General features: G+C 68.4%; 15 protein-coding genes. 14 read left to right on the top strand and 1 reads right to left on the bottom strand.

Annotation, left to right across the window (positions count from 1 at the left end):
• Positions 1-10: 10 nt before the first annotated feature.
• The 5 genes from ACNJ7E_RS09960 (at position 11) to ACNJ7E_RS09940 (ending at position 5,263) form a co-directional block, all read left to right on the top strand.
• On the top strand, positions 11-1,171 hold the full coding sequence (locus ACNJ7E_RS09960; RefSeq protein WP_005258974.1) for a 3-ketosteroid-9-alpha-monooxygenase, oxygenase component: 1,161 nt from the start codon (positions 11-13) through the stop codon (positions 1,169-1,171).
• A gap of 29 nt (positions 1,172-1,200) precedes the next feature.
• The gene (locus ACNJ7E_RS09955; protein WP_280780550.1) at positions 1,201-2,382 is read left to right on the top strand and encodes an acyl-CoA dehydrogenase family protein; all 1,182 of its coding nucleotides are present in this window, start codon (positions 1,201-1,203) and stop codon (positions 2,380-2,382) included.
• Between the two features lie 38 nt (positions 2,383-2,420).
• Positions 2,421-3,326 (top strand): biphenyl-2,3-diol 1,2-dioxygenase, encoded by a 906-nt coding sequence (gene bphC, locus ACNJ7E_RS09950; protein ID WP_418339733.1) that lies wholly within the window; start codon positions 2,421-2,423, stop codon positions 3,324-3,326.
• Positions 3,327-3,497: 171 nt separating this feature from the next.
• The gene (locus tag ACNJ7E_RS09945; protein ID WP_164059771.1) at positions 3,498-4,289 is read left to right on the top strand and encodes an IclR family transcriptional regulator; all 792 of its coding nucleotides are present in this window, start codon (positions 3,498-3,500) and stop codon (positions 4,287-4,289) included.
• Positions 4,290-4,309: 20 nt separating this feature from the next.
• Positions 4,310-5,263 (top strand): alpha/beta hydrolase, encoded by a 954-nt coding sequence (locus ACNJ7E_RS09940; protein ID WP_418339732.1) that lies wholly within the window; start codon positions 4,310-4,312, stop codon positions 5,261-5,263.
• Here the strand turns inward: ACNJ7E_RS09940 and ACNJ7E_RS09935 are convergent.
• A complete protein-coding gene (locus tag ACNJ7E_RS09935; protein ID WP_271209576.1) occupies positions 5,260-5,997 on the bottom strand; it encodes a PadR family transcriptional regulator in 738 nt (245 codons plus the stop codon). The two genes, ACNJ7E_RS09940 and ACNJ7E_RS09935, sit on opposite strands and share 4 nt — an antisense overlap.
• Positions 5,998-6,126: 129 nt before the next feature.
• Here ACNJ7E_RS09935 and ACNJ7E_RS09930 point away from each other — a divergent pair, with 129 nt between their 5' ends.
• The 9 genes from ACNJ7E_RS09930 (at position 6,127) to ACNJ7E_RS09890 (ending at position 14,423) form a co-directional block, all read left to right on the top strand.
• Entirely contained in the window at positions 6,127-6,645 is a 519-nt protein-coding gene (locus ACNJ7E_RS09930; RefSeq protein ID WP_280780547.1) for a flavin reductase family protein, read from the top strand.
• A 108-nt stretch (positions 6,646-6,753) separates the two neighbouring features.
• Positions 6,754-8,445 (top strand): FAD-binding protein, encoded by a 1,692-nt coding sequence (locus tag ACNJ7E_RS09925; protein WP_418339731.1) that lies wholly within the window; start codon positions 6,754-6,756, stop codon positions 8,443-8,445.
• Positions 8,446-8,700: a hypothetical protein gene (locus tag ACNJ7E_RS09920; RefSeq protein ID WP_005258959.1), complete on the top strand. Its 255-nt coding sequence runs from the start codon at positions 8,446-8,448 to the stop codon at positions 8,698-8,700.
• A 12-nt stretch (positions 8,701-8,712) separates the two neighbouring features.
• The gene (locus tag ACNJ7E_RS09915; RefSeq protein ID WP_280780545.1) at positions 8,713-9,513 is read left to right on the top strand and encodes a mycofactocin-coupled SDR family oxidoreductase; all 801 of its coding nucleotides are present in this window, start codon (positions 8,713-8,715) and stop codon (positions 9,511-9,513) included.
• Positions 9,514-9,515: 2 nt separating this feature from the next.
• A complete protein-coding gene (locus ACNJ7E_RS09910) occupies positions 9,516-10,346 on the top strand; it encodes a mycofactocin-coupled SDR family oxidoreductase (protein WP_105417900.1) in 831 nt (276 codons plus the stop codon).
• 104 nt (positions 10,347-10,450) lie between these two features.
• Positions 10,451-10,933: a nuclear transport factor 2 family protein gene (locus ACNJ7E_RS09905; RefSeq protein WP_418339730.1), complete on the top strand. Its 483-nt coding sequence runs from the start codon at positions 10,451-10,453 to the stop codon at positions 10,931-10,933.
• Complete coding sequence (locus ACNJ7E_RS09900; RefSeq protein ID WP_280780543.1) at positions 10,933-11,694, top strand: SDR family NAD(P)-dependent oxidoreductase; 762 nt, start codon at positions 10,933-10,935, stop codon at positions 11,692-11,694. The genes ACNJ7E_RS09905 and ACNJ7E_RS09900 overlap by 1 nt, the downstream gene beginning before the upstream one ends.
• Before the next feature lie 270 nt (positions 11,695-11,964).
• Entirely contained in the window at positions 11,965-12,831 is an 867-nt protein-coding gene (locus ACNJ7E_RS09895; protein WP_009475163.1) for a TauD/TfdA dioxygenase family protein, read from the top strand.
• Positions 12,832-12,887: 56 nt separating this feature from the next.
• Positions 12,888-14,423, top strand: a complete 1,536-nt coding sequence (locus ACNJ7E_RS09890; protein WP_418339729.1) for a phospholipase C — start codon at positions 12,888-12,890, stop codon at positions 14,421-14,423.
• Positions 14,424-14,433 lie beyond the last annotated feature (10 nt).

Here is a 14,433-nt window from a genome sequence, read left to right as displayed (position 1 = left end):
GGAGGTAGACATGGCGCGCAACAGTGCCGTTGACGGCGACGAAGTCCGGATGATCGAAGTGGGTTCGGCACCAACGCGTTTCGCGCGGGGGTGGCATTGCCTGGGTCTGGCGAAGACCTTCAGGGACGGCGCCCCGCATCAGGTCGATGCGTTCGGCACGTCGCTGGTGGTGTTCGAGACGTCCGACGGGACTCTCAGCGTGCTCGACGCCTACTGCCGTCACATGGGTGGCAACCTGGCGCACGGCACCGTGAAGGGCGATTCCATCGCGTGCCCGTTCCACGACTGGCGCTGGGGCGGCAACGGCAAGTGCACGGGAATCCCGTATGCGCGACGCGTCCCGCCGCTGGCGCGGACCCGGGCCTGGACGACCATCGAGCGCAACGGGCAGCTCTACGTCTGGAACGACCCGCAGGGCAACCCGCCGCCCGCCGACGTGACGATTCCCGAGATCGAGGGATTCGGCTCCCCGGAATGGACCGACTGGACCTGGAATTCGCTGCTCGTCGAGGGCTCGCACTGCCGCGAGATCGTCGACAACGTGGTCGACATGGCGCACTTCTACTACGTCCACTTCTCGTTCCCGCGATACTTCAAGAACGTCTTCGAAGGGCACGTCGCCACTCAGTACATGCAGTCGACGCCCCGCCACGACATCTCGGTGGGCACCAGCTACGACGACCCCAATTCGACGCTGCGTTCGGACGCGTCGTACTTCGGCCCGTCCTACATGATCGACAAGCTGTGGAGCGAAGCGAACGGCATGATGATCGAGACTGTGCTGATCAACTGCCACTACCCGGTTACCGCGAATTCGTTCGTCCTGCAGTGGGGCGCCATGGTGAAGAAGCCCGAGGGGCTGTCCGACGAGGTGGCGAACGGCATGGCGGCGCAGTTCGCCGAGGGCGTGGAACTCGGGTTCAAGCAGGACGTCGACATCTGGCTCAACAAGTCGCGCATCGACAACCCGCTGCTGTCGGAGGAGGACGGGCCGGTGTACCAGCTGCGTCGCTGGTACCAGCAGTTCTACGTGGACGTCGAGGACATCACCGACGACATGACCAAGCGCTTCGAATTCGAGATCGACACCACCAGGGCGGTGCAGAGCTGGGAGGCGGAAGTCGCCGACAACCTCGCCAACGGCGTCGTGCCGCTCGACACCAACGCCTGAGCCCGGCTCCGAAAAGAAGGACACGACAGATGACCCACGAGGTTCTCGACAACATCATGGCGATCGCGGATCAGCTCCGCTATCAGGCGCCCGAGGCCGAGCGGATCGGCCGGCTGCCCGACGACACGGCGAAGAAGCTCCGTGAGGCCGGACCGATCAAGCTTCTGCAGCCCGGCACGTACGGCGGCTACGAGGCTCATCCGCGCGAGTTCGCGGAGACGGTCATGGCCGCCGCGTCCCTCGACCCGGCGACCGGTTGGGTGTGCGGCATCGTCGGCGTGCACCCCTGGCAGCTGGCGTTCGCCGACCCGAAGGTGCAGGACGAGGTGTGGGCGGCCGACAACGACACCTGGATGGCCTCGCCGTACGCGCCGACCGGGATCGCGACCCCGGTCGACGGCGGCTACCTCTTCAGCGGACGCTGGCAGTTCTCGTCGGGAACCGATCACTGCGACTGGATCTTCCTCGGCGCGATGCTCGGCGACAAGGACGGCGCGATGGCCCTGCCGCCGAAGATGCTGCACATGATCCTGCCGCGCAGCGACTACGAGATCGTCGAGGACTCGTGGAACGTCGTCGGCCTCAAGGGCACCGGTTCCAAGGACATCATCGTCCGGAACGCGTTCGTCCCCGACTACCGGGTGATGGACGCCGACGAGGTCATGAACGGCACCGCGGTGCAGAAGTTCGGGCGCACCGAGACGCTGTACAACATGCCGTGGTCGACGATGTTCCCGCTCGGAATCTCCTCCGCCGTGGTGGGGATCGCCGAGGGCGCCTTGGCCGCTCACCTCGACTACCAGCGCGACCGCGTCGGCGCGCAGGGCACCGCGATCAAGGACGACCCCTACGTGCTGTTCGCCGTGGGCGAGGCCGCGGCCGACATCAATGCCGCACGCCAGGAACTGCTCGCCAACGTCGACAGGATCTGGGACCTCGTCGAGTCGGGCAGAGAGGTCACGTTCGAGGACCGCGCGGCCGGGCGCCGGACGCAGGTGCGTGCCGCGTGGCGGGCGGTCACCGCCGTCGACCAGATCTTCGCCCGCTCCGGCGGCAACGCGCTGCGCATGGACAAGCCGCTGCAGCGGTACTGGCGGGACGCGCACGCCGGGCTGGCGCACGCCATCCACGTGCCGAGCACCGTCTACCACGCCTCCGCGCTCAGCTCGCTCGGCCTCGACCCGGCCGACAACCTCAAGTCGATGATCTGACCAGCCGTCGGACCTCGAAAACAGCAGAAGGACAACACATGACAGACATCAAGGGGCTTGGCTACGTCAAGATCCAGACCAACGACCTGGAGCGGTGGCGCACGTTCGGGTTCGACGTGCTCGGATTCGCCGAGGGATCGGGCCCGGACGAGGACGCCCTGTACCTCCGCATGGACGAGCGCGCGGCCCGCATCGTGATCGTGCCGGGCGAGACGGACGAAGTCGTCACCATCGGGTGGGAGGTCCGCGATCATGCAGGTCTGGTTCGCGTCCAGGAGGCGGTCGAGGGCGCCGGGATCGCCGTCAAACCGCTGTCGGTGGAAGAGGCCGACGCCCGCCGCGTCGAAGAGGTCGTCACGTTCCAGGATCCGACCGGTGCGACGATCGAGGTCTTCCACGGCGCCGTCCTCGACCACAGCCCGGTGGTGACCCCGTTCGGTGCGAAGTTCGTGACGGGGGCGCAGGGTCTCGGCCACGTGGTGCTGCCGGTGATGGATTTCAGCGGGGCGTTCGACTTCTACACCGAGGTGCTCGGCTTCCTGCCCCGCGGCGCCTTCCGCATCCCGGCGCCGCCGGAGTTCGGTCCGATGCGGGTGCGTTTCCTGGGTGTCAACGAGCGGCACCACAGCCTGGCGCTGTGCCCGGCACCGCACGGCGGGGCGCCAGGACTGGTGCACATCATGGTGGAGGTCGACACGCTCGACGCCGTCGGCCAGGCGCTCGACCGCGTCGTCAAGGACGGGTTCTCCGTCTCCTCGACCCTCGGCCGCCACACCAACGACAAGATGGTGTCGTTCTACGTGCGTGCCCCCGGCGGCTGGGACATCGAGTTCGGTACCGAGGGGATGAAGGTGGACGAGAAGTACTACTCCGCGGAGGAGATCACCGCCGACAGCTACTGGGGCCACGACTGGTCCGGAAGCGAGCCGCTGGCGGCGATGTAAACGGGTGTCCGGGCCCGGTGTGTGTATCCACTCGATGCGTGCGCCGGGCCTGTGGGCTGTTCGGGGCCGTTCGTCCAGCGCTATTGCAAATAGGTATATGCCTATTTATAGTAAGTGTCGCCAGTCACACACCGCGTCGCCGCACCGAGCAGCGCCGCTACGGAGGTCCCCATGACGACGACACTCAGCCCCACCCCCACCGCCGGCCTCGATCGCGCCGCCCTTCTCCTCGACGCCTTCGACGGCCCGGGCAGGCTCACGCTCGCGCAGATCGTGCGCCGCACGGGGCTTCCGCGCTCCTCCGCGCACCGGATGCTCGAACGTCTCGTCCAGCTGCGCTGGCTCCGCCGGGAAGGCCGGGACTACGAACTCGGCATGCGGCTGTTCGAACTCGGGTCGCTGGCCGTGCACCAGGACCGTCTGCACCGGGCCGCCCTGCCGTTCCTGCACGAACTCCACCGGCTCACCGGGCACGCCGTGCACCTCGCGGTGCTCGAGGGGATCGACGTCGTCTACCTGGAGAAGATCGCCGGACGGTTCGGCGTCGGGTTGCCGTCCCGCGTCGGCGGCCGCCAGCCCGCGCACTGTACGAGTGTCGGCAAGGTGCTGCTGGCCCATTCGCCCGAGTCCGTGGTCGACCGCGTCGTCGAAGCGGGTCTGCCCCGCAGCACACGTTTCAGCATCGACTCGCCCGCGGCGTTCCGCGCCGAGTTGCAGAAGACCCGCGAGCGCGGAGCGGCGTACGACCGGGAAGAGGATCTCGTGGGCGTCAGCTGCGTCGCCGTGCCGGTGGGCACCGACGACAACGTGGTCGCGGCCATCTCCGTGTGCGGTCCGAGCAGCCAGATCAAGCTCGATCACCGCCTGACCGCGCCGATCCGCATGTCCGCCAAGGGCACCTGGCGCAACTACATGGCGACCGCGACGCCGGCCGCCGGCCGCGCCGACCGATACTCCGCCTGAGGCGGGACGAAGGAGCACGAATGCCGCTCGACGAACAGGCCGAGACCATCCTCCGGGGACTGAACGAGAACTTCCCCCGGGTGGAGACCATGACGGGCGCCCAGGCGCGGGCGGCGACGAGGGCGGGACGCAAGGCCGTCGCCGACCCCGAGCCGGTCGGTAGTGTGCGCGACCGGGAGATCCCCGGCGGGGCCGGACCGATTGCCGTGCGGATCTATTCGCCGGCAGGGCATCCCGCGGAATCCCTGCCCGTCGTCGTCTTCTTTCACGGCGGCGGGTTCGTGATCTGCGACCTCGACAGCCACGACGGCTTCTGTCGCGCGATGTGCAACGGGATCGGCGCCGTCGTCGTCTCCGTCGACTATCGACTCGCCCCGGAATCGCAGTGGCCCGCCGCAGCGGACGACGCCTACGCCGCGACGTGCTGGGTCGCGCGGCACGCCCGCGAGTTCGGCGGCGATCCGGATCGTCTTCTCGTCGCCGGCGACAGCAGTGGGGGCAATCTCGCGGCGGTCGCGGCGCTGATGGCCCGGGACCGGGAGGCCCCCGCCGTCGCCGGCCAGCTGCTGCTCTACCCCGTCATCGAACCGGTCTTCGACACCGAGTCCTACGAGCTGTTCGCGGAGGGTCATTTCCTCACCCGCTCTGCGATGCAATGGTATTGGGATCAGTACCTGCCGACCCACCGCGAGACCGTACCCGCCTACGCCGCCCCGGTCCGGGCCGAGGACCTCGGCGGGCTCCCTCCCGCGATCGTGATCACCGCCGAACGCGATCCCCTCCGGTACGAGGGGGAGAAGTACGCCGCGGCGCTCGCCGACGCCGGTATTCCCGTGCAGTGCCGGCGGGTCGAGGGAATGTTCCACGGATTCTTGACGATCGACGCGATGGCCGCGGCGCAGACCGCGCGGCGGGAACTGTGGCCTCGGCTCCGGAATCTGGTGGCCGAACCGGTGCGGACTCCGTCCGACTAGTCTTCGCGCTCCGTCTCGTCGTCCGCGTCCCGTGCCGCCTTCATCGCGGCCTGGTACTCCTTCTGCGCCTCACGGGAACGCCGGATCGAATGCGATGCGGTCGGTTTCGGCACACCGGGATGTTCCGGCGTCCCTTCACCGTGCATCCGCTCGACGGCCTCGTCGATGTCGGCGAGCATCTGCTTCGCGAGCTCGCTCTCGGCGGCGTAGTACCGCTCGGACCACTTGTTGACCATGTGCGCGAACGCCCACGTCGGTTCGACGTCGGAATCGCGGGCGTCGAGCGCGGCCTGCCTGCTCATCCCCTCCACGTACGAGATGTGCTCCTTCAGGGCATCTTTGAGCTGCTCCGGCTCGGTGAGGTGACCGAGCCACATGCGCAGCATCACGCCGTGCTTGAGGACGGGCGGATCGATCGGCGCCTCCCGCGCCCAGCTGCGCATGACGGCCATGCCCGCGTCCGTGATCTTGTACAGGCGCTTGGGTTTCACCCGTGCCTCGTCGTCCACGACGGTCCGGGACGTCACGTATCCCAGGTCTTCCAGCTTCTTCAGCTCCGAATATACCTGGCTGAAGGACGGGCTCCAGTAGAAGAAACGCACACTGTACGACGCCCACTTCTTCAGGTCGTAGCCGGACAGTTCCTCGCCGAACGACAGGATGCCGAGTACCGGCCAGCTCGTCGATCGGAGGCCGGCGAACCCGGAGCTCTGTGTGGGGTCGGACGATGGCATTTCCCGAGCCTATCAACCGTGCGCCGACTGCCGGACACGCGAAACCCTGCCGCTGGGCGGGACGGGGCATTCCCCGCCTGCAGGCGCCGCGGCCAGGCTGAACGCAACCCGTCGATCCGAGGAGACACGATGACCCGAACCGAAGAACCCGTGCCGCCGACGGCACGACGCATCGACCCCGCCGAGCTCAAGTCGGTGCTCGGGCACTTCTGCACCGGCGTCACGGTGATCACCGCACACGACGGCGAGAGCCCGCACGGCTTCACGTGCCAGTCGTTCGTGTCGCTGTCGCTGGACCCGCCGTACGTGTCGTTCAGCCCCGCGCGGACGTCGACCAGCTGGCCGCGGCTGCGGGCGAGCGAACACATCTGCGTCAACGTCCTCGCCCACGACCAGCGCGACGTGTGCGGGACGTTCGCGACCAGCGGCGCCGACAAGTTCGCCGACGTCGGGTGGTCGCACGCCCGCAACGGTGCCCCGGCGCTCGACGGCGTGCTGGCCCAGGTGCAGGCCACTGTCGAATTCGAGCACGACGCCGGTGACCACACCATCGTCGTCGCGCGCGTCACCGGCCTGGACGTGCTCAGGGATGCGCCGCCGCTCCTGGTGTACCGCGGCGGGCTCGGCATCTTCACCGCGGCCACATAGCCGCGCTTTCTCCCGCTGCCGCTGTGTCCCGCTCCGCGGGAAGGGCTGTGGGAAACAGCAATTGACACCGGCAGAGTGTGATCGAGACCACTTCGGAAGGTGTGCACGATGAGCGTAGACGAGCAGAACTGGGACCGGGAGGTAGATCTCCTGGTGATCGGCAGCGGTGCCGGTGGCATGACCGCCGCCCTCGCCGGGGCCGAGCGAGGGCTCGACACCCTCGTCGTCGAAAAGTCCGGGGTGTACGGCGGTTCGACGGCACTGTCGGGTGGCGCCCTGTGGATTCCCAACTCGCCGATCCTCGTCCGTGAAGGCCGCGCCGACGACCCCGACGACGTCCGGAAGTACCTGGAGTCGATCGTCGGCAACAGCGTGCCGGCCGAGCGCCTCGACGCGTACATCGAGCAGGGGCCGGCCATGATGCGGTTCTTCGAACAGAACTGCCCGCATCTCCGGTTCTCCTGGTGCGAGGACTATTCCGACTACCACCCCGAGAACGTGGGCGGACGGCCGAAGGGGCGGACGGTCGAACCGTTGCCGTTCGACATGAACCAGCTCGGCGCCGACGGCGACCTGCAGCGGCCGAACTCCCTCGCGATGCCGGGTGGGCTGTACATGACGTCCACCGAGTTCCGTCACCTCAACATGGTCTTCCGCACCTGGGCCGGACGCAGGACCGCGCTGGGTGTCGGCTGGCGTTCGGTCGTGGCGTTGCTGCGGCGCAGGCGGATGGAGACTCTGGGGCAGGCCCTCGTCGGGCGTCTGCGGCTCACGCTCCAGGAGGCCGGGGTTCCGCTGTGGCTGAATTCCCCGTTGAAGGGTCTGGTCACCGACGAATCCGGAGCCGTCACGGGCGCGGTGGTCGAGTCCGGGGGACGGGAACTGCGCGTGCGCGCCCGCCGCGGCGTCATGATGGCCACCGGCGGGTTCGAGCAGAGCGAGGAGATGCGCAAGCGGTTCCTCCGGGAAGGCGGCAAGGACAACTACAGCGCCGGCTCACCCGACAACACCGGAGACGGAATCGTCGCCGGCGAGCAGGTCGGCGCGGCCGTCGATCTGATGGACGACGCCTGGTGGATGCCGTCGTTCCGGCGGCCGGACGGCATCATGCACGTCCTGGTGTCGGAGCGGTCGATTCCGCCGTCGCTGATCGTCGACCAGAACGGCAAGAGGTTCACCAACGAGGCGTCCCCGTACGTGTCGTTCGTCCACGACCAGATCGCCGGTGGTCACGACCCGGTGTGGTTCGTGTTCGATTCGAAGGCCAAGAGCCGCTACCAGTTCGGTGGGGTGATGCCCGGGCAGAAGTTCCCCGCGGAATGGTTCGAGACGGGGCTGATGCAACGCGCCGCTACCGTCGGCGAACTCGCGCAGAAGATGGGCGTTCCCGCGGAGTCGCTGTCCGCGGAGATCGCCCGGTTCAACGGTTTCGCGCGCGCGGGGGTCGACGCCGACTTCGGTCGCGGCGACAGCGCCTACGACCGGTACTACGGCGACCCGCGACTGCCCAACCCGACCATGGACGAGGTGGAGAAGGCCCCGTATTACGCGGTGCGGATGGAAGCAGGCGACCTCGGCACCAAGGGCGGGCTCGTGTGCAACGAGCACAGCCAGGTGTGCCGCAGCAGCGGCGACCCGATCCCCGGGCTCTACGCCACCGGCAACACGTCGGCGTCCGTGATGGGCAACGACTACGCCGGTGCGGGCGCGACGATCGGTCCCGCGATGGTGTTCGGCTGGGTCGGCGCCCGGCACGCAGCCGGGGCGGGGCCCCGCAGTGTCACCGGGGCGGTGAGCTGAGTGCTTCCGGTCGAATGCCGGCGCTGCGGTAACGCGGTGCTCGTGGAGAAATACAGCGAGGCGCACACGAGCGTGCAATGGCTGGGCGACGCCGAGCAGACCTGCCCGGAGTTCGCCCGGCGTGCGCAGGAGGGAGAGCACTCGATGTTCGTCCCCACCTGCGGCGCGCTGCGCGGATCGATCGACGACGCGGTGGAGGACGGGCGGGTGGGGCTCTCCCTGCGCAGCTACCCGACTCCCGGCCGCCTGGACTAGAGAGGACAACCGATGTCACGGATGGCAGGCAAGGTCGCCTTCATCACCGGTGCCGGGAACGGCATGGGACGCAGTCACGCGGTCCGGCTCGCGGAGGAGGGCGCCGACGTCGTCGTCGTCGATCTGCCGTCGGCCGAGGCGGATCTCGCCGAAACCGGAAGGCTGGTCGGCGAACTCGGCCGGCGCGCGGTCGTCGCCCACGCCGATGTGCGTGACGCGTCGGCGTTGCGGGCAGCCGTCGACGCCGGAGTCGCGGAACTGGGGCCCCTCGACGTCGTCGTCGCGAACGCGGGTGTCTGCGACAACCCCGGCCCGGCGTGGACGATCGACGACGCGGTCTGGCACCGATCGCTCGACGTCAACCTCACCGGCGTGTGGAACACGGCGAAGGCCGCGGTCCCGGCGATGCGGGACGGCGGCGGTTCCGTCGTGATCGTCAGTTCGACCGCCGGTATCAAGGCGGTGGCCGGGGCCGCCCACTATTCGGCGTCCAAGACCGCCGTGGTCGGGTTGGCCCGGACCCTCGCCAACGAACTCGGACCGCAGTTCATCCGGGTGAACGTGCTGCACCCCGGCGCCGTCGGTACCCGTATGACCCTGAACCCGGAGACGATGGCACGGCTGCGGCCGGACCTCGAGAATCCGACCCGGGACGACGTCGTCCCCGTCCTCGCGGCGAACCACATGCTGCCCGTCCCGTGGCTGGACTCGCGGGACGTCAGCAATGCGCTGCTGTTCCTGGCCTCGGACGAATCGCGATACATCACCGGCACACAACTCGTGGTCGACGCCGGACTGACCCAGAAGGTGTAGAGATGACAGGTCGAGTGAACGGAAGAGTCGTCCTGGTCACCGGTGCCGCACGCGGGATCGGCCGGGCGCAGGCGTTGCGGTTCGCACAGGAGGGCGCGGACGTCGTGGCCGTCGACCTGTGTGGCCCGGTCGGCACGGTGGTGACGCCACCGGCGAGTCCGGAGGATCTCGAGGAGACCACGAAACTGGTCCGGGACACCGGCCGCCGGATCGTGACTGCGCAGGTGGACGTGCGTGACGGCGCGGTGCTCGCCGAGGCGGTCACCGCGGCGGCCGGCGAGCTGGGCGGGCTGGACTTCGTGTGTGCCACGGCAGGCATCACGTCCTCGGGTGCCGCGCTGGACCTCGACGCCGAGACGTGGCAGACGATGCTCGACGTCAATCTGACGGGGGTGTGGCAGACGTGCAAGGCGGCGGCGCCGCACCTGATCGAGCGGGGCGGCGGGGCGATGATCCTGACGAGTTCCATCGCGGGGCTGCGCGGGCTCGTCGGCGTCGCCCACTACACCGCGGCCAAGCACGGGGTGGTGGGTCTGATGCGGTCGCTGGCCAAGGAGCTCGCGCCGCACCGGGTGCGGGTGAACAGCGTGCATCCCACGAACGTGGACACGGACATGATCCAGAACGACATGGTGCGGCGGGCGTTCCGGCCCGACCTCGAGCACCCCACCCGCGAAGAGTTCGCGGCGGCGGCCGTGACGATGAACATGCTGTCGATTCCGTGGATCGAGCCGGTCGACGTGGCCAACGCCGCGCTGTTCCTGGCCTCGGACGAGGCGCGCTACATCACGTCCGTCGCCCTGCCGGTCGACGCGGGCAGCGTCAGCCGATGACCGCCGCGGGCAGCGTCGGCCGGTAATCCCCGAGTCCGCCCCCACACCTGACGATCCGTGGTAGAACAGGTGTCAGTTTTGGGGGCGGACGAAGGGTGAATTCCGTGGATCTCGAGGCCGTCGCCGCGATCAGCAGGCTCAAATACGCGTATCTGCGGGCCCTGGACACGAAACGCTGGGACGAGTTCGCCGACACGCTCCTTCCCGACGCAACGGCGAACTACGGTGAGCATCTCGCGTTCGAGTCGCGCGACGCGCTCGTCGAGTTCATGAAGTCGAATCTGGGGCCGCAGACCATCACCGAACACCACTGCGGTCACCCGGAGATCGACGTCGACGGCGACACGGCGACCGGACGCTGGTATCTGTCGGACACCGTGCTGATCCCGGAACACGACATGGTGCTGCGCGGGGCGGCGTTCTACTCCGACCGCTACGTCCGCGGACCCGACGGCCGATGGCGGATCGCCCACACCGGATACGAGCGCACCTACGAGGCGGTGATGTCGCTCGCCGACATTCCCAGCTTCCGGCTGACGTCCAACCGGTGGGCAGCCGACACGGAACCCGGCAAAGGAAGCTCGTGATGGGGACACTGGACGGCAAGGTCGCACTGATCACCGGCGCCGGTCAGGGCGTCGGCGCCGGCATGGCGTTCGCGCTGGCCAAGGAGGGCGCCCGGATCGCGGTGGTCGGGCGAACGGAGTCGAAACTCGTCGACACGTGCGCCGCCATCGCCGACTTCGGCGGCATCGCCGAGCCGATCGTCTGCGACGTCAGCAAACGCGATCAGCTCGGCCCGATGGTCGACCGCGTCGTGGATGCGTTCGGTGGCATCGACATTCTCGTCAACAACGCCAACGCGAGCGCACTCGGACCGCTCCTCGACATCACTCCGAAACTTCTCGACCGCGCCATGGCCGTCGGCCCGGTGGCCACCCTGTTCCTCATGCAGCTGTGCTACCCGCACCTCAAGGCGCGTGGCGGCGGCTCGATCATCAACCTCGTCAGCTCCTCGGCGGTGCGGTGGGACACCAGCGGCTACGGGCTCTACGCGGCCACCAAGGAGGCGATGCGCTCGCTGACCCGGACCGCGGCCAGCGAATGGGGACCCGACGGAATCCGCGTCAACGCGATTGCGCCGCACGCACTGTCCCCGGGCCTGAAATGGTGGACGGAGAACAATCCCGAGGAGGCCGCCGAGTTCGTGAAGTCGATCCCGCTCGGCCGGATCGGTGATTGCGAGCAGGACATCGGACGTGCCGTCGTCTTCCTCGTCGGCCCCGACGCCGGGTACCTGTCCGGTGCCACCATCCCGCTCGACGGCGGCCAGGCGCGCTGGAGCTGATCGCCGACGATTGCCCCGAGCTTGCTCATTTCCCTCCCATCCGGTAGGAATTGCGTCGTGCATACGACTCACCTGGTGCGACGCCTCACCGTCGACCTGTGCCGTACGTGCGCCAACATCTGTTGTTGCTGATGGTCCGGCGCGCGTACCGCGTGCTGTCCACTCCTCGGTAGCCTCCGGCATCCGGTCATTCCTCACGCATTCTCCGCGTTCGCAGGTCCGGGCCGGTACGCCCGTCTCCAGGCACCATCACCCTCGCGGAAAGACATCATGAGCACTGCATTCGAAACCAGAACACCGTCGCTGACGCTCGACAAGTTCGGCCCCCACTTCGGTGCCGAGATCATCGGCCTGGACGTCGCGTCCGCCACCGACGACGAGGTGGCCGCGATCCGCTCGGCCTTGACCGAACACAAGGTGCTGGTCCTGCGCGGTCAGTCACTCGGCGACGCGAGCCACATCGAGTTCGGGCGCCGTCTCGGCCGGCTCACCGCGGGGCACCCCGTCCACGACAGCGGCGACGTCGCGCAGGAGGTGTACGCGCTCGACAGCCAGGACAACGGTTTCGCCGACGTGTGGCACACGGACGTGACGTTCATGAAGCGACCGCCACTGGGGTCGATCCTCCGTCCCGTCGTCCTCCCGCCGCACGGCGGCGACACCAACTGGGCCGACAGCCAACTCGCGTACGAGTCGCTGTCGCTGCCGGTCCGGCAGATGATCGATCAGCTGACCGCGGTGCACGACGGCAACCGCGAGTTCGGGTACTACCTCGCGCAGAAGCGTGGCGGCAAGGGAAACGTCTGGGACGGTGAGGAAGTCACCGCGCTCGTGCCCGTCGAGCATCCCGTCGTGCGGGTGCACCCGGAGACGGGACGCAAGGGCATCTTCGTGAACCCGGGCTTCACGTCCCACATCGCCGGAGTGTCCGAGGCGGAGAGCCGGGGAATCCTCGACTTCCTCTACGCGCACCTGACCAAACCCGAGCACATCGTGCGGCACCGCTGGCGCCTCGGCGACCTCGTCCTGTGGGACAACCGCAGCACCGCGCACTACGCCAACCGCGACTACGGCACCCAGCACCGTGTCATGCATCGCATCACACTGGAAGGTGACGTGCCCGTCGGCCCGCAGTAGAGCAACCTGCGCATTCGCCGGGCGGGCGGCGTCCGCAGCGACTACCGTCACGATCCGTGACCCCGGCATCGGACATCTCACGACGCAAGTTCCTCGCCTCCGCCGCTGCGGCCGGTGGCGCCGCCTTCCTCAGTTCGTGGGCGGGCCCGGTGATCGACCGCGCCTACGCGCAGGCCCCGGGCGGTAGCGGGTCGTTGAACGACATCGAGCACTTCGTCTACCTCATGCAGGAGAACCGCTCGTTCGACCACTACTACGGCACGCTGTCGGGGGTGCGCGGCTTCGACGACCCGTCCCCGGCGTGGCAGCAGTACGGCTGGACGCCGGGTGCCGGTCCGACCCCGACCGGGTTTCTCAACCCGTTCCGGCTCGACACCACGCAGGGCACGCACCTCGACGGCGAATGCATCAACGACCCCACCCATTCGTGGGGTCCGCAGCACGACGCGTGGAACGGCGGCGCGATGGACCGGTGGATGCCGGTGCACATCGCGCACGAGGGGCCGCTGAACGGTCCCGCGACGATGGGCTACTACACGCGCGCCGACATCCCGGTGCACTACGACCTCGCCGACGCCTTCACGATCTGCGACCACTACTTCTGCTCGGTGCTCGGACCGACGGACCCGAACCGGCTGTACTGGATGACGGGCACGATCGACCCGGACGGGCTGGCCGGCGGGCCGCTGGTCGAGACGCCGACGGTGATCCCCAGGTTCGCCTACTCCTGGCGCACCTATCCGGAGAACCTGCAGGAGGCCGGCGTCAGCTGGAAGGTGTACGCCAACAAGGACCTCGGCCCCGTGTCGAGTGTCGCGCTCGACGGGATGCTCGGCTGCTTCATGCAGTACAGCGACCCGAATTCGGAACTCGCTCGCCGCGGTCTCGATCCGACGTACCCGAACGACTTCCGGGCCGACGTCGCGAACGGCACGCTGCCCGCGGTGTCCTGGATCGTGCCCAACATCTTCACGTGCGAGCATCCGGCGCTGCCCCCGGCCGCGGGCGCGGTCGGGATCGTCGAGGTACTCGACATCCTCACGTCGAACCCGGCGATCTGGGAGAAGACCGCGCTGATCATCAGTTACGACGAGAACGGCGGCTTCTTCGACCACGTCACCCCGCCCACACCGCCGCCGGGCACCCCGGGTGAATATCTGACGGTTCCGCTGAACACGGTGTCGGAGAGCGAGAACAATCCGGGTCCGATCGGTCTCGGTTTCCGGGTGCCGTCGCTGATCGTCTCGCCGTACAGTCGCGGCGGCCTCGTCGCGTCCGACACGTTCGACCACACGTCGCAGCTCCGGTTGCTGGAGAAGCGGTTCGGTGTGCCCGTCCCCAATCTCACCGAGTGGCGCCGCGGCGCCGTCGGCGACATGACGTCGGCGTTCGACTTCTCGTCGGCACCGAACGCCGGCGTTCCCGCGATGACGGACCCCGGACCACGCCTGCAGGCGGCGATCGCGCAGTGCGGGCCGAACGTGGCCGCGGGGACGCTCAACGCCGGTGCACCCTACCCTGTGCCGCCGAATTCGATGCCCGTGCAGGAACAGTCGCCGCTGCGGCGTCGCCCCAGCGGGCTGATCATGTAGCGGCCTCTCC

This window comes from Rhodococcus mengyinensis (assembly GCF_048381435.1).
Classification (GTDB): domain Bacteria; phylum Actinomycetota; class Actinomycetes; order Mycobacteriales; family Mycobacteriaceae; genus Rhodococcus_F; species Rhodococcus_F opacus_D.
Note: the sequence above shows the minus strand (reverse complement) of the source record. Positions and strands in the feature narration are given on the sequence as shown.

What these genes read in the sequence shown, in the direction of transcription:
- ACNJ7E_RS09960 (WP_005258974.1), top strand. Translation starts at nt 11, where the DNA reads ATGGCGCGCAACAGTGCCGTTGACGGCGACGAAGTCCGGATGATCGAA.
- ACNJ7E_RS09955 (WP_280780550.1), top strand. Translation starts at nt 1,201, where the DNA reads ATGACCCACGAGGTTCTCGACAACATCATGGCGATCGCGGATCAGCTC.
- bphC (WP_418339733.1), top strand. Translation starts at nt 2,421, where the DNA reads ATGACAGACATCAAGGGGCTTGGCTACGTCAAGATCCAGACCAACGAC.
- ACNJ7E_RS09945 (WP_164059771.1), top strand. Translation starts at nt 3,498, where the DNA reads ATGACGACGACACTCAGCCCCACCCCCACCGCCGGCCTCGATCGCGCC.
- ACNJ7E_RS09940 (WP_418339732.1), top strand. Translation starts at nt 4,310, where the DNA reads ATGCCGCTCGACGAACAGGCCGAGACCATCCTCCGGGGACTGAACGAG.
- ACNJ7E_RS09935 (WP_271209576.1), bottom strand. Translation starts at nt 5,997, where the DNA reads ATGCCATCGTCCGACCCCACACAGAGCTCCGGGTTCGCCGGCCTCCGA.
- ACNJ7E_RS09930 (WP_280780547.1), top strand. Translation starts at nt 6,127, where the DNA reads ATGACCCGAACCGAAGAACCCGTGCCGCCGACGGCACGACGCATCGAC.
- ACNJ7E_RS09925 (WP_418339731.1), top strand. Translation starts at nt 6,754, where the DNA reads ATGAGCGTAGACGAGCAGAACTGGGACCGGGAGGTAGATCTCCTGGTG.
- ACNJ7E_RS09915 (WP_280780545.1), top strand. Translation starts at nt 8,713, where the DNA reads ATGTCACGGATGGCAGGCAAGGTCGCCTTCATCACCGGTGCCGGGAAC.
- ACNJ7E_RS09910 (WP_105417900.1), top strand. Translation starts at nt 9,516, where the DNA reads ATGACAGGTCGAGTGAACGGAAGAGTCGTCCTGGTCACCGGTGCCGCA.
- ACNJ7E_RS09900 (WP_280780543.1), top strand. Translation starts at nt 10,933, where the DNA reads ATGGGGACACTGGACGGCAAGGTCGCACTGATCACCGGCGCCGGTCAG.
- ACNJ7E_RS09895 (WP_009475163.1), top strand. Translation starts at nt 11,965, where the DNA reads ATGAGCACTGCATTCGAAACCAGAACACCGTCGCTGACGCTCGACAAG.